Origin of the sequence: Pseudomonas sp. KB_12, from assembly GCF_052114545.1 — a bacterium.
Taxonomy (GTDB): Bacteria; Pseudomonadota; Gammaproteobacteria; order Pseudomonadales; family Pseudomonadaceae; genus Aquipseudomonas; species Aquipseudomonas brassicacearum.
This window is the reverse complement of the sequence record NZ_JBFREY010000025.1, coordinates 33,814-49,735: the sequence shown is the minus strand read 5'-3', so window position 1 is coordinate 49,735 and position 15,922 is coordinate 33,814. Positions and strand designations below refer to the sequence as shown.

Here is a 15,922-nt window from a genome sequence, read left to right as displayed (position 1 = left end):
GATCAAAAGATCGCAGCCTTCGGCAGCTCCTACCGCAGCCCAGCGGGAGCAAGCTCCCTCGCCACAAGAGCGGTTCGGCGGTGCGTGTGTCAGGGACTATCTGTGCTCAGCGCAACCCATAGGAATAGATACGACCGTCATTATTGTCGTACCAGTTGCCATTGGCCCAGAACACCCGGTCCTGCGCCGGTTGAAAGCCGAGAATGCCCAGGTAACCGTCGATGGCGAGGCGCTGCCAGGAGCGCCCCCAATCCTTGGAATAGAACACCCCATCGGCGGAGATGTTCGCGTCCGACCACCAGTAGAGCCAGCGCGGCGGATGGTGATCGCTGGTTGTGTTGATCAGCAGGGTGTTCTGGCCCAGCCAGAGATTGTCGCCGCGCACCTGGGTCTGCGATGCCAGGGGTGCAAACACACTGGGCAGCTCACCCATGGTCGTCCAGGTCAGCGCGGCGGTATCCAGTTCGGCGACAACATCTCGCCCACGGTCACCCTGCTCAATCAGCCCAATCACCCGCCCGGCGTCGTTCTGTATCAGCTTGCTCACAAACAGGTTGTCGGCACGCTGTACGTCGGCCACCTGCCACTGCCCGGCCTTGGCTTGCAACCGGGCCCGTGTGGTGACGTTGATCGCGATATTGTCGCTCACGCCATCTGGATGGACGCCCCAGAAGCGTTGGGACACCCAGATAAAGGCCGTCTGTGCATCCAGTTGCAGGACATTGGTCTGGATTTCCCCATGTTCATCTGTATTCGTGCCCCAGTCAGTGATGTCAGGGCGTTTGCCGTGGGCGTATTTGGCGGGCACCAGCAGCGACTCGGGCGCCATTATCGGCGCGCTGTTCGCCCCCCGATCAGCCGAGTAGAAGACACCGGTGGAAACGGCAGTCGGCTTCTCTTCATCGCCGTCTTCATCCACCGCGTCCGGCGTGCCCACGGCCCAGACTTCATTCGAGCCGTGGAAATAGGGAGCCAGGCTCCAGGCCAACGATTCGGCCTCGGGAAACCAACCCTTGGTCAACCAGGTCCAGCGCTGGCCTTGATCATCCGTGCGAAAGACCACGGTCTGATCGGGATCATGGGTATTCGCCGTTTCAGGCCGACGAAGGCCCGTGAGCAGGAACACACTGGTGCCGTCGGGGCTGGCCACCATACAAGCGCTGCCGCTGACATGTGCCACCAGCTGAAATTGCCCTTGGGCGTCCAGGCGGGAAATGAAGGTGGTTTCCTTGTCACCATGAGAAAACAAACCGGCAAAGGTTCCAGACTCTTCCGGTTCATTGGGCTGCTTCGGCTGGCCATAGACCAGCGCATCCAGGTCCAACACCTCAGCGGACGGTTCGAGCTCCCGGGCCTCCCTCTCCAGGCGCGCCACCAGCCAGGTTCCCTGTGGCGTCACCGTCACGCCCGTGCAATACGAGGTCATCGCTCGCAACTCGGTGTCCTTCACTTCACCGACTTGTTGCTCGTCAGGACTATCGCCGCCCAACTCCAGCTTGGCGCTGGCAATCATCCAGATGTACCAGAGCGCGGCACCGGCCAGCAGCGCGACGAACAGTGTGGAGAACAACTTCGATCGAGGCATGAGGCGTCCGTATCCATGGGAAAAATCTGCAGAGCTTTTCTCATCTCTTGCACCCGGAGTAAATTTTTATCGCACGCGAACGGTTGAACCCGGTCGCATAATTGTCAGCGCTGTGATCCAGTCCACTCTGCCATCGCCATAATGCAGCGCCATAACGCCCTGAAGCGTTGCACCAACGTCCACAAGGAATGCCCGATGCCCCCACGCTCCGCCCACGCTTCAACCGCTGACGTGCCGCAAGGCACCGGTTTCGTCCGGGTGCGTGGCGCCCGCGAACACAACCTCAAGAACGTCGACGTGGACATCCCCCGCGATGCCCTGGTGGTGTTCACCGGTGTGTCGGGGTCCGGCAAATCGTCGCTGGCCTTCTCCACGCTTTACGCCGAAGCCCAGCGTCGCTACTTCGAGTCCGTCGCACCCTATGCACGACGCCTGATCGATCAGGTGGGCGTGCCGGACGTGGACAGCATCGAGGGCCTGCCGCCGGCAGTCGCCTTGCAGCAACAGCGCGGCACCCCCAGCGCACGCTCATCGGTGGGCAGCGTCACCACCCTGTCGAGCCTGATTCGCATGCTCTACTCCCGCGCCGGCAGCTACCCGGCCGACCAGCCGATGCTCTACGCCGAAGACTTCTCGCCCAACACGCCACAAGGTGCCTGCCAGGAATGCCATGGCCTGGGCCGGGTCTATGAGGTGACCGAAGCGTCCATGGTGCCGGACCCGTCGCTGACCATCCGCGAGCGCGCCGTGGCCGCCTGGCCCATGGCTTGGCAGGGCCAGAACCTGCGGGACATCCTGGTGACGCTGGGCTATGACGTCGACATCCCCTGGCGCGAACTGCCGAAGAAGCAGCGGGACTGGATTCTCTTCACCGAACAAACCCCTACCGTTCCCGTATACGCCGGGCTCACCCCGGCCCAGACCCGCGCCGCCCTCAAACGCAAGCTCGAACCGAGCTACCAGGGCACGTTCAGCGGCGCCCGACGCTACCTGCTGCACACGTTCATGCGTTCCCAAAGCGCGCAGATGCGCAAACGCGCGGCGCAATACATGCGCGCCAGCCCCTGCCCCGTGTGCGAAGGCAAGCGCCTCAAACGCCAGGCGTTGACCGTGACCTTTGCCGGCCTGGACATCGCCGAACTGTCGCACCTGCCGTTGCTTGAACTGGCCGAAGTGCTCAAGCGCGTCCTGGCACCCGACTACCTGGGTCAGGCCGAAGAAACCGGGGACGTCCTCAGCCACCAGCAAACCCGAGAAGCCCGCGAGCAACGCGCCGCCAGGGGCGACAACCCGCACGCGGGTGGGCCCGACGCGCGCCACACTCCCAACCTCTCCCTGGAGAAACGCCTGGCCGCCCAACGCATCGCCGCCGAGCTGCTGGAGCGGATCGTCACCCTGATCGACCTGGGCCTGGGCTACCTCGCCCTGGAACGCAGCACGCCGACGCTTTCGTCCGGCGAACTGCAACGCCTGCGCCTGGCGACTCAGCTCAATTCCCAGTTGTTCGGGGTGATCTACGTGCTGGACGAACCCTCCGCCGGCCTGCATCCGGCCGACAGCGAGGCGCTGTTTGGCGCCTTGCAACGCCTCAAGGCAGCGGGCAACTCGGTGTTTGTGGTCGAACATGACCTCGATACCATGCGCCGCGCCGACTGGCTCATCGACGTCGGCCCGGACGCCGGCGAACAAGGCGGGAAAGTCCTCTACAGCGGCCCGCCAGCAGGCCTTGGCCAAGTGCCGGAATCACGCACCCGCGCCTACCTCTTTGGTGAGGAACACGTTACGGCACGCAGCCCTCGGACGCCCAGGGATTGGCTGCGCCTGGAAGGCATCACCCGCAACAACCTCGACAACTTGAGCGCGGCCTTTCCCTTGGGTTGCTTCACCGCCGTGACCGGCATCTCCGGCTCAGGCAAATCCAGCCTCGTCAGCCAGGCCCTGCTGGATCTGGTCGGCGCCCACCTGGGCCAGGCCAGCCCCAACGCCGAACCCGATGAGCAAAGCCTGGAAGACGAACCCGTGCAAACCAGCGGCGGGCGCGTTACCGCTGGGCTTGAAGCGGTCAGGCGGCTGGTGCAGGTGGACCAGAAACCCATCGGCCGCACCCCGCGTTCCAACCTCGCCACCTACACCGGGCTGTTCGATCACGTGCGCAAACTGTTCGCCGCGACAGCGCAGGCGCAAGCACTGGGGTTCGATGCCGGACGGTTTTCCTTCAACGTCGCCAAGGGCCGTTGCGAGACCTGTGAAGGTGAAGGTTTCGTCAGCGTGGAATTGTTGTTCATGCCCAGCGTGTACGCGCCCTGCCCCACCTGCCACGGCGCGCGCTACAACCCGCAGACCCTGGCGGTGAACTGGCAAGGCCTGGACATTTCCCAAGTGCTGCAACTGACCGTAAACCAGGCACTCGAGGTGTTTGCCGAACAAGCGGCGGCCAGGCGCTCATTGCAGGTGCTGCAGGATATCGGGTTGGGCTACCTGCGCCTGGGCCAACCGGCCACGGAGCTGTCCGGCGGCGAAGCCCAGCGGATCAAGCTGGCGACAGAACTGCAGCGCAAGGCCCGGGGGGCGACGTTGTATGTGTTGGATGAGCCCACCAATGGGCTGCATCCCCAAGACGTGGATCGCTTGCTGGTGCAGTTGAATCGCCTGGTGGAGGACGGTCACACGGTGGTTGTGGTGGAACATGACATGCGCGTCGTGGCGCAGAGTGACTGGGTCATCGACATCGGCCCGGGCGCGGGTTCCCAAGGTGGGAACGTCGTGGCCTGCGGGGCTCCGGAGGAAGTCGCGGCCTGCCGGGAAAGCCGGACGGCGGAGTTTCTGAAAAGGGCTTTGCAGCCTGGAAGATAAAACCTGGCCCAAATCCCGCCCACGCCCCCCGTCGATCGTTCCCACGCTCCTGCGTGGGAATGTCGCCAGGGACGCTCCGCGTTCCGTTTCTGGAATGTGACGCAGAGCGTCACGGGATGCATTCCCACGCAGAGCGTGGGAACGATCAAAAGATCGCAGGCTTCGCCAGCTCCTACAGACCCAGCGCGAGCTTGAGTTTTCAGACCGTACGCGAATACTGAACCGTCTGGTCCGCCCCCAGGTACGCGTCGAAAGCCATGGCCACGTTGCGCATCATCAATTGCCCCTGGGGCAACAACACCAGCTCGTCGTCGCGAAGGTCCAGCAACCCGTCGCGCACCAGCTCCTGGAGCCGCTCCAGGGCATCGGCGAAGTACTCGGTAAATCGAATTCCGTGGGCGCTCTCGATCCGGCCGAAATCGATGCGTGCGTGACACATCAATTCGCTGATGACCTCGCGCCGCAGGCGATCGTCGTCGCTCAGCCGATAACCACGCTGCACCGCCAGCAAGCCTTGATCCAACCGGGCGTAATACTGGGAAAGCTCCTTGACGTTCTGGTTGTAGCTGTCGCCCACCTTGCCGATCGAGGAGACCCCCAGGCCAATCAGGTCGCAGTCGGCGTGGGTGGAATAACCCTGGAAATTACGCTGCAGGCTGCCCTGGGCGCGGGCGCGCACCAGTTCGTCATCCGGCAAGGCAAAGTGGTCCATGCCGATGTAGACGTAGCCGGCTTCAGTCAGGCGATTGATGGTCAGCTCGAGCAACTCCAGCTTGCGCTCTGGCGGCGGCATGTCTTCTGGTCGGATCATCCGTTGCGCCCGCACCCGTTGCGGCAGGTGGGCGTAGCTGTAGGCCGCGATCCGGTCCGGACGCAGGGCGATGATCTTGCTCAAGGTGACATCGAAACTGGCGATGGTCTGCAAAGGCAGGCCATAGATCAGATCGACGCTGACCGACTTGAAGCGCGCCACGCGCGCGGCTTCCACCAGCTCGACGACCTGGGTTTCGCTTTGCACTCGATTGACGGCGATCTGCACCTGGGCATCGAAATCCTGGACGCCGAAGCTCAGGCGGTTGAACCCCAGCTGACGCAGGCCTTGGATCTGTTGCGCATCGACGGTCCGCGGATCGACCTCGATGGAAAACTCATGGGCGTCGCTGTCGTCCATGTCGAACGACTGGTGCAGGCAGTCCATCAGGTCGGCCAGTTGCTCATGGGTCAGGTAAGTCGGCGTGCCCCCGCCCAGATGCAGCTGGGTCAGTTTGCGCGAGCGATCGAACAAGCCCGCCTGCAGGGCAATTTCGCGCTTGAGGTAGGTCAGGTATTCGACGGCACGATGGGTCTTGCGCGTGATGATCTTATTGCATGCGCAGTAATAGCAGAGGCTCTGGCAGAACGGGATATGGATGTACACCGATAACGGCTTGGGCTGCGGCGCCTGGTTGCTGCGCAGGGCAGCCTGCTGGTATTCGTCCATGGCAAAGGCCTGGTGGAACTGCGGCGCCGTCGGATAAGAGGTGTAGCGCGGCCCCGGGCGGTCGTATTTCTCCACCAGGGCACGATTGAAACCGGATGCAGCATTCATGATGGGTTCAACTTTTCAAAAGGGTGTGGGCCTGCGTCATCCAGTCCTGAGTCGAACAGATTGCAGATCGCATCCACGTTCAAGCGCCCGGCGGGCAGGATGCCGATAAACCGGCTCGACAGTTCGATCAATCCCTGGTCATGCAACACTTCCAGCGACGGCCAGACGGACGCGAAATGCTCGCGAAACACCAGGCCGAAGCGTGCCTCGATGGCCAGGATATCCAGCTCCAGGTCACAGGACAGCTGCTCGGTCACGCTCGCCTTGACCTGATCCTGCGCGTCACAGCGCCAGCCGCGACGCACCGGCAACTGCCCGGCGTCCAGCTGTTGGCAATATTGATGCAGGTCGTCGGTGTTCTGTACGTACAGGTGCTCGATCTGAGTAATGGCCGACAGCCCGAAGCCCACGTGATCGCAGCAACCGTGACGGGTAAAACCCTGGCAATTGCGATGCAGGCGTCCGTGCTCCTGGGCCACCGCCAGGTCATCGTCGGCCCTGACGAACTGGCCCAGGCCGATGTAGTGATAACCGGCGCCAATCAGTTGCTCGCAGCAGATCCGCCGCATGGCGTCCTTATCAGCCGGGCTGCAAAAGGCACCGGCCACCCCGGTGTTCTTCGAGCGGTAACGATAAGGCGCGCGGGCATAGTCGAAAACGTGCAGCCGGTCCGGTTCCAGTTCGATCAGCGTCGCCAGTTTCAGGGCGAAACTGCTGGGTGTCTGCCAAGCGTGACCGTAGCCCAGGTCAATGTTGATGGAGCGAAAACCAAAGGTGCGCGCCGCATCGATCAACGAATGGATCGGAGCCGGATTCTGGTAGCAATCGACCGACAGGTCGCTGTCGACGCCAATGTCGGGGACGCCGATGCTGACATGAGTGAAACCCTGGTCACGGATCAGGCCCATGGTCGACCAATCCGTGTGGTGCAGGTCCACCTCGATGCTGTGGTCGCCGCCGTCGTATTCACTGAAGTCGAAGCGCTTGCGCAGGTCACTCATCAACTTCTGCAGATGAGCGATCACCGGTGTGCCGCCGGTCAGGCAAAACTGCTCGACGTGCCGCCCTGCGCCCAAGTGGCAACCGACCAGCCCCATCTCATACGTCAGGCGTTGCAGGTAGCCCTCGATCTCGCCGCAGCGGCAGTCACTGGCCAGGGGCGAACACGACGCCAGCCGCAAGCGCGAAGGCAGGTGCACCGCCACGGACAGGGGCCGTCGTTTCTGACGGCTGCTGCGCAACCCTCGAAGCAGGTCGAGTGAACCGATGCCTGTGTGGAATCTACGTGTACCGACCGGACAATCGAAATCAGCCACCACAGGCGCACGGCCCGAAGGTCGCTCACCGAGGGTATGGAACGGGTCGAACATGACAATCTCCGAGTGGCTGTGCGCAAGCAGTTTGCGGGGTAACCCGCCGGGTCACCTTGACCTGTATCAAGCGCCTTGGAACCACGTCACCGGCGCTTACCAGGTGACGTAGAACATGGCCTTGGCCAGCAGCACGATCGCGACCATGTGCAGGAACACGCTGGTATGGATGATGTGCACGTAGCGGGCGTTCATGCGCCCGCTCCTGAACAGCCACATGGCCCAGAGGAAATGGCCCAGCACACTGCCCGCCAACAGGATCTTGAGCCCCAGCAGCAAACCGAAGGACGATTGCAACGGTGACGAGAGCACCGGCCAATAGCGCAGCCAGACCATGCCAATGCCCGCGCCGAACAGCACCAGCAGCACCCACGGCATCAACTGCCGGGCGCGTTGGCTGATGCCTTGCTCCAGCAGCACCATGACCTTGGCAGGCAATTGCTTGCGAATGCTCTCCAGGAACAGGACTTCGAAGAAAACCGTGCCGATGAAAACCAGCGCGGCAAACAGGTGCAAGGTCAGAAACAGCGGATAACTCATGGGGTTCCTCAGTCGCCCTCTTCAGTGGGGCGATGGTTTATTCGAGGTTATCGCGCCATCCCGAAAGTGGGGTTGATGCCAATCAAGGAAACCGCACTGCCTGCCACACCACCAAACCCTGTGGGAGCGAGCTTGCTCGCGAAAGCGTCGGATCAGTTGCATCAAGGTTGACTGGTGCACCGCTATCGCGAGCAAGCTCGCTCCCACAGGAAAGAGCATCGTCGGCGTTGAGAAAGCGTCAACGGAACGTTGCGCCTGCGCAACCCATACACAACCGCTGATCAGTTAGTCCGGCTTTTTGACACTTTCCCCGATATGCGGTCACAACTTTTGCGCTCCGTTGGGTCATAACACGAAGGTCGTCGATGGAATGTTGACGTCTACCTAGGTTTAAGCCTGATACGGAGATAAGCTCATGATTTTCAACGTACAAAATTTTGGCGCCAAAGGAGATGGCATCACCGACGACACGGCAGCCATCCAAAGTGCGATTGATGCGGCGGCCGCGGCCGGCGGTGGGCAGGTGTACATGCCGACCGGCACCTACATCGTTTCGGGAGGAGTGGAACCTTCCGATGGCTGCCTGATGCTCAAGAGCAACGTCTATCTGTACGGCGACGGCATGGGCGAGACCACGGTCAAGCTGGTCGACGGCTCCGACACCAAGATCACCGGCATCATCCGCTCGGCCTACGGCGAGGAGACCCACGACTTCGGCGTCAGCAACCTCACCATCGACGGCAACCGTGACAGCACCACCGGCAAGGTCGACGGCTGGTTCAACGGCTACATTCCAGGCCAGGAAGGCTACGATTCCAACGTCACCCTCGACAGCGTCGAGATCAAGGATTGCTCCGGGTACGGTTTCGACCCCCACGAGCAAACCGTCAACATGGTCATCAAGAACAGCGTGTCCCACGGCAACGGCCTGGACGGCTTCGTCGCCGACTTCCTCAGCGACAGCACCTTCGAAAACAACGTCGCCTACGACAACGACCGCCACGGCTTCAACGTCGTCACCAGCACCCACGATTTCACCATGACCAATAACGTCGCCTACGACAACGGCGGCAATGGCATCGTGATCCAGCGCGGCAGCGAGGACATCCCCTCGCCCAACAACATCACCATCACCGGCGGCGAGGTGTATGGCAACGGCGCCGAAGGCGTGCTGATCAAGCTCTCCAGCGAAGTGACCGTCACCGGCGTCGACATCCACGACAACAGCAGCGCCGGGATCCGCATCTACGGCAGCAACCACGTCGAAATCATCGACAACACCCTCAACAATAATTCCCTGGGCGGCGCCGTACCGGAAATCATCATCCAGTCCTACGACGACACCCTGGGTGTGTCCGGCAAGTACTTCAACGGCAGCGATAACACCATCCAGGGCAACATCATCAGCGGCAGCAACCTGTCGACCTACGGCGTTGCAGAGCGCAACGAAGACGGCACCGACCGTAACGCGATCATCGCCAACACCATCAGCCACACGAGCAATGGCGCCACGCTGGTCTATGGCGACGGCAGCTACGTCAGTGCGACGGTGCCGATGACCACCGTGCAAGGAACGGCGGGCAACGACACCCTGCTCGGCAGCGCCGCCAGCGAGATTTTCTATGGCGGCGCGGGCAACGACACGATCAATGGCGCGGCCGGTGGCGACATCCTCGTCGGTGGCGCCGGTATCGACAAACTCACCGGTGGCACCGGTGCCGATACGTTCCGGTTCGTCGCCCAGTCGGACAGTTACCGCAACGCGACCACCAGTTTCGATGACACCATCACCGACTTCGACGTCACCCAGGACAAGATCGACCTCGCCGGCCTCGGTTTCACCGGCCTGGGCAACGGCCGTGGCGGCACCCTGCAGGTCAGCTACAGCGCCAGCAACAACCGCACCTACATCAAGGACTTCGACGCCGATGCCAGTGGCAACCGCTTCGAACTGATCCTCACGGGCAACCTGACCAGTACCCTGACCGCCAGTAATTTCATCTTCAATCGCGTGATCACCGGCACCAGCGGCAGCGACTCGCTGCTGGGTAGCGATGCGGCCGACACCCTGCTCGGCCTGGCGGGCAATGACAGCCTCAGTGGCGCCGCCGGCGACGACAAGCTCGACGGCGGTGCTGGCATGGACACCCTCACCGGGGGCGCCGGGGCGGACACCTTCGTGTTCGCCAACCGCCTGGACAGTTACCGCAACTACAACACCGGCGGCGCCAACCTCGGCGACCTGATCACCGACTTCAACATCAGCGCCGACAAGATCGACCTCTCCGCCATGGGCTTCACCGGCCTGGGGGACGGCAAGAACAACACCGTGTACCTGGTGCTCAACAGTGGCGGCACCAAGACCTACATCAAGTCCCTGGAAGCCGACGCCAATGGCAACCGCTTCGAAGTGGCGCTGGATGGCAATTACCTCAACACCCTGACCAGCGCCAACTTCGTCTTCGCCACCACCTCGCCGACCAACCAGGCGCCGGTACTGGCAACGCCGCTGGTGGACCAGAACGCGACCGAAAACACTCCGTTCAGCTACGTGGTGCCGGCCACCAGTTTCACCGATCCGGACAACGACAGCCTGAGCTACACCGCCAAACTCGCCAACGGCAGCGCCCTGCCCAGCTGGCTGGTCTTCGATGCCGCCACCCGCACCTTCAGCGGCACGCCACCCGACACCGCGTCGGGCACCTACGCCATCCAGGTCACTGCGAGCGACGGCAGCAACGCCACCGTCAGCGACAGCTTTACCCTCGCCGTGCAGGACGTTCCCACCGCCATTGTGATCAATGGCACGCCGAACAACGACACGCTGACCGGCACCGCAGCCAATGAGCAATTGTTCGGTGGCGCGGGCAACGACACCCTCAATGGCGGCGCCGGCAACGACATCCTGGTCGGCGGCACCGGGGTGGACAAGCTCACCGGCGGCACTGGGGCCGATGTGTTCCGCTACACCTCGAAACTCGACAGCTACCGCACCAGTTCCACCAGCGCCAGTGACCAGATCCTCGACTTCGACCTGACTGCGGACAAGATCGATGTGTCGGCGCTTGGCTATACCGGCCTGGGCAACGGGCTCAACGGCACCCTGCAGGTCACTTACAGTTCGTCGACCAACCGCACCTACCTCAAGGACCTGACGGTCGATGCCAACGGCAACCGGTTTGAGGTCTCGATGGCAGGCAACTTCCTCAGCAGCCTGACGGCCAGTCACTTTGTCTTCGCCGACCAGAACACCCCAACCAACGTGGCGCCGGTCGTGGCCACCCCGCTGCTGGACCAGAACGCCAGTGAAAGCACACCGTTCAGCTACACCGTGGCCAGCAACAGCTTCACCGACGCCAACCAGGATGTACTGACCTACACCGCGACCCTCGCCAACGGCAGCGCCCTGCCCGCCTGGCTGAGTTTCAATGCCACCAGCCTGACCTTCAGCGGCACGCCGACCAGCACTGCGGCAGGCAACTACGACGTGCTGGTCAAGGCCACCGACCCGTCGGGCGCCTCGGTCAGTGACAACTTCGCCCTGGTGGTGGCCGATGCGCCCGCCAACACGATCACCGGCACCAACAATGCCGAGACCCTCAACGGTACGACCGGCGCGGACCTGATCCTTGGCCTGGGCGGCAACGACACGATCAAGGCCGGCACCGGTGCGGACATCGTCGACGGCGGCGCCGGACGCGACTCGCTGTACGGCGGCGACGGTGCCGACACGTTCCGCTACAGCAACCTGCTCGACAGCTACCGCGACTACGACACCGGGGGCGTCACGGCCACCGACACGATTTATGACTTCACCGTCGGCGTCGACAAAATCAACGTCTCGGGGCTGGGCTTTCTCGGCCTCGGCGATGGCAGCAACGGCACGCTGTACATGACCCTGAACGCAGCCGGCGACAAGACCTACATCAAGTCCGCCGAAGCCGATGCCGACGGCAATCGCTTCGAAATCGCCCTCAACGGCAACTACCTCAACACCCTCACCGCCAGCGACTTCGTCTTCGGCGAGCGCGCCCAGCAGGACATTCTCTACCTGCCGACCCTCGGCCAATCCAACGCGCGCCTGCTGCGCATGACCGAGGACGACAACCAATCCGGCACCTCGATGCTGGTCAATGACCTGGACCGCTACACCACCTATGACGTGCGCAGCCAGTTCACCGATGCCGATGGCAACGGCATCGACATCGCGGTGGGCGGCAGCACGGTCAACGGCCTGTCCACGCTCAGCGCCGAGGAACTCAAGCTGTGCTGGTGGCTGACCGACACCAACCAACCCGGGCAGGCGCTGTTGCGGGCAGTGACATTGCTGCGCGACCAGCGCACCGAACTGCAGGCGATCGATAATGTCACCATGGGCATCATCTGGGGCCAGGGCGAGGAAGCCGCCCAGGAAATCGCCCGCGCCACGGACAAAGCCGCAGCTGCGGCGGCGTACAAGGCCGCGACCCTGAAAGTCTTCGATTACCTGCACGCCCAGTTCGGCAATTTCAGTGTGTACCTGATGGAAACCGGTCATTACTCAGAAGACGCGGCTCGGGCCCGGGGATATTCGGAAGAGAAGATCGCGTCCATCGTCGAGGGCGTCGGTTATGTGCGCGCCGCCCAGGAAGCCATGGCCGCCGAGCGCGCCGACGTCAAGCTGGCGGTGGACTACACCGACCTGCCCTTGCGCTACGAAGTCGACCCGCTGGTGTATCCCGATGACGTCTGGCACCTGCACGAGGAGTCGGCGGAAATCGTCGGTCAACGCCTGGCGGACTACATTGCCGATGACCTGGGCTTCCATGGCAATCCCAACGACAACAACAGCGTGCAGGACATCTTCGACAACGCCCAGAACCAGGGCGGGATGATCTCCGGTACCGACCAGGACGACACCCTGGTGGGCAGTTCGGGCAACGACACGCTGAACGGCGACCTGGGCGCCGACACCCTCACCGGTGGCGACGGCAACGACATCTACGTGGTCGACAATGCCTTCGACAGCGTGGTGGAAACCAACACCTCGACGTCGCAGATCGACACGGTGCAAGCCTCGGTCAGTTGGACCCTGGGCGCCAATCTGGAAAACCTGGTGCTCACCGGCGTGTCGGAGATCGACGGCACCGGCAATGAACGGCGCAACTTCATCACCGGCAATGCCGCCCATAACGTACTCGACGGCGCTGCGGGGGCCGACAGCATGAGCGGTGGCGATGGCAACGACAGCTACTTTGTCGACAATGCCGATGACAGTGTGATCGAGACCAACAGCAACACCGTGACCGGCGGGATCGACAGCGTACACAGCAGCCTGGCGGCCTATACCTTGGGCAACAACGTCGAGAACCTGTATGTCGATAGCACCGGCGCCGCCAATGGCACCGGCAATGCGCTGGACAATACGCTGTTCGCCGGGGCCGGCAACAATGTACTGGATGGACGCGATGGCATTGACACGGCCAGCTTCGAACGCGCGCTGTCCGGCGTGACCGTCAACCTCTCGACGTCGGCGCAACAGAACACCGTGGGGTCCGGGCTCGACACCTTGAAGTTCATCGAGAACCTGAAGGGAAGCGCCTACGCCGACACGCTGTCGGGAAACAGCGCGGCGAACGTCCTCGACGGTGGGGCCGGCAACGATACGCTGGTGGGTGGTTCGGGCGATGACCGATTGATCGGCGGCGCAGGCACCGACAACCTCAACGGTGGCACTGGCGCGGACACCTACGCGTTTGGTGCGCTGTCGGACATGGGCGTCGGGGCCTTGCGCGATGTGATCAGCGGCTTCAAAAGCGCGGAGTTCGACAAGTTGGACCTCACCGGCCTGGACGCCAACCCGCTGACCGCCACAGTCGATGCCTTCACGTTCATCGGCAGCAACGCCTTCGACCCCACCAACGCCACCGGCCAGCTGCGCTTTGCCGATGGCATCCTCTCCGGCAGTACCAACGCCAACGCTACCCCCGAGTTCGAATTCGAACTGGTCGGCGTCAAGGAGCTGCACGCCAGCGACTTCACCGCCTGATTGCCCCCTGAGCAGGCTTGCCCGCAATAGCGGCGGCACCTTCAGCAAGGATGCTGACTGACCCACCGCTATCGCGAGCAAGCTCGCTCCCACAGGGTCGTGCTGTGCCAGAAAATTCCAGGACAACCACAGATCAAACTGTGGGAGCGAGCTTGCTCGCGAAGGCCTCGGAATATTCAACATTGATGCTGGCTGACCCACCGCTATCGCGAGCAAGCTCGCTCCCACAAGGGGACTGGCGGCGCCATAAAAATCAAGGACAACCACAGATCAAACTGTGGGAGCGAGCTTGCTCGCGAAGGCCTCGGAATATTCAACATTGATGCTGGCTGACCCTCCGCCATCGCGAGCAAGCTCGCTCCCACAGGGGGGCGTGTTGTGCTGAAGGCATGCACTGGGCCCGGACCGTTTTTGTGGCGAGGGAGCTTGCTCCCGCTCGGCTGCGCTGTAGGAGCTGTCGAGCGAAGCGAGGCTGCGATCTTTTCAGGCCTTGTTGAGTGTTAAGTGAAAGATCAAAAGATCGCAGCCTTCGGCAGCTCCTACCGCAGCCCAGCGGGAGCAAGCTCCCTCGCCACAGGGATAAGTGCAAACTTGAGCACTGATGGTCTAGAACAAGCTTTGTACCTGCTCCAGCACCGCACGATTCATCTGGCCAGTGTGGGTGTGCAGGCTCACATAGCTTTGCAGCATGTCGAGCTTGGTATTGAGCAGGTCTCGACGGGCCTGGAACAGCCGCTGCTGCGCGTCAAGAATATCCACCGTGGAGCGCACACCGCCCTGGAAGCCTTTTTCCGTCGAGGTCAGTGCTCGCTGATTCGACTCCACCGCCCGCTGCATGGCCTTGCTCTTGGTAAACCCGGCGACGACGCCCAGGTAATCGGTCTCGATATCCTCGGCCAGTTGCTGGCGTTGCACGTCGTAGTCGGACTGGGCGCCGGCCAGTTGCGCTTCGGCCTTGGCCACCGAGGCCCGTACCGCCCCGCCGCGGTACAACGGAATATCCAATTGCACACCCACGTAGTAGGTGTCCTGGCGCGGGTCGAGTTCCTGGTATTGACGGGTTTCCCGGCGGGTCAACTGGGTGGTCAGCGACAAGGTTGGATAATGCCCGGCGCGCTGGCTGTCAGCCTGGGCCTCGGCGACTTTCACCGCCGCCAGCCGGGCAGCCAGCTCGGGGCTGGCTTCACGGGCAATCGCCGTCCAGTACGGCAAGTCCTGCTCCGGCGGGATCGGACTACCGGCAGCCAGTTCTTCGCGCATCGGCAGGATGTCATCGATGGGCACGCTGGCACGCCCGGACAAGGCCCGCAACGCCGCCACGCGCCGCGCCTGGGCTTCAGCCTCCTGGGCTTGCACCAGGTCGAGCCGCGCCTGGGCTTCGTCGATATCGGTGATCGCGCCTTGGCCGCCTTCATAAAGCTTTTTACTTTGAACGACCAAACCTTGGATAGCGCTCTTCTGCTGGACGATCAACTTGATCTCGTTCTCGGCCCGAGCGACATCGAAATACCCCTTCGCCACCCGGTCATACAGGGTCTGGCCGGCCACATCGAACACCTGGGTGCCCAGTTGACCGCGCGCCTTGCCCTCCTGGTACGCCGCCCAGCGTGCCTTGTCGTAGAGTGGCTGTTGCGCCGCCAGGGTCACGTTGTTCGCCTGGTAATCGTTGCTGTTGACGTAGGTGTTGTCGTCACCGCCGTCGGTCCGCCCGCCGTAGCCGTAGCGCGAGCTTAGCGACACTTGCGGGTAAAGGCCGCCACGCCCGATGTCCTCTTCATGCCGCGAAGCTTCAAAAGCGTGGGCAGCCGACTGCACGGTCGGATCGTTGAGGCGCGAGGCATCATAGGCGGCGGTCAGGCTCAGGCCTCCCTCAGCGGCCCACACCGGACTGAGCGCCGCCCAACCCGCACACAGGCTCAGCAATACACGCAAACGGTAGCGACAACGATCGACCATGC

7 protein-coding genes are annotated in these 15,922 nt (G+C 62.7%); 2 read left to right on the top strand and 5 right to left on the bottom strand.

The window, feature by feature from the left end:
- Positions 1–106: 106 nt before the first annotated feature.
- Positions 107–1,585, bottom strand: coding sequence for a hypothetical protein (locus AB4Z20_RS19860; RefSeq protein ID WP_442090465.1), 1,479 nt, complete (start codon positions 1,583–1,585; stop codon positions 107–109).
- Between the two features lie 195 nt (positions 1,586–1,780).
- Between AB4Z20_RS19860 and AB4Z20_RS19855 the strand changes: the two genes are divergently transcribed.
- Entirely contained in the window at positions 1,781–4,438 is a 2,658-nt protein-coding gene (locus tag AB4Z20_RS19855) for an excinuclease ABC subunit UvrA (protein ID WP_253474372.1), read from the top strand.
- Positions 4,439–4,637: 199 nt separating this feature from the next.
- Here the strand turns inward: AB4Z20_RS19855 and hemN are convergent, their stop codons facing one another.
- From hemN to AB4Z20_RS19840, 3 genes are all read right to left on the bottom strand, one after another.
- On the bottom strand, positions 4,638–6,026 hold the full coding sequence (hemN, locus tag AB4Z20_RS19850) for an oxygen-independent coproporphyrinogen III oxidase (RefSeq protein WP_253474369.1): 1,389 nt from the start codon (positions 6,024–6,026) through the stop codon (positions 4,638–4,640).
- Entirely contained in the window at positions 6,023–7,396 is a 1,374-nt protein-coding gene (locus AB4Z20_RS19845; protein ID WP_442090464.1) for a coproporphyrinogen III oxidase, read from the bottom strand. Before AB4Z20_RS19845 ends, hemN begins: the two co-directional genes overlap by 4 nt.
- A gap of 96 nt (positions 7,397–7,492) precedes the next feature.
- Entirely contained in the window at positions 7,493–7,936 is a 444-nt protein-coding gene (locus AB4Z20_RS19840) for a CopD family copper resistance protein (protein ID WP_214512260.1), read from the bottom strand.
- A gap of 415 nt (positions 7,937–8,351) precedes the next feature.
- Here AB4Z20_RS19840 and AB4Z20_RS19835 point away from each other — a divergent pair, with 415 nt between their 5' ends.
- Positions 8,352–13,964, top strand: coding sequence for a putative Ig domain-containing protein (locus AB4Z20_RS19835; RefSeq protein ID WP_442090463.1), 5,613 nt, complete (start codon positions 8,352–8,354; stop codon positions 13,962–13,964).
- Between the two features lie 606 nt (positions 13,965–14,570).
- Here AB4Z20_RS19835 and AB4Z20_RS19830 read toward each other — a convergent pair.
- Positions 14,571–15,920, bottom strand: a complete 1,350-nt coding sequence (locus AB4Z20_RS19830) for a TolC family outer membrane protein (RefSeq protein ID WP_253474363.1) — start codon at positions 15,918–15,920, stop codon at positions 14,571–14,573.
- Between the last annotated feature and the right edge of the window lie 2 nt (positions 15,921–15,922).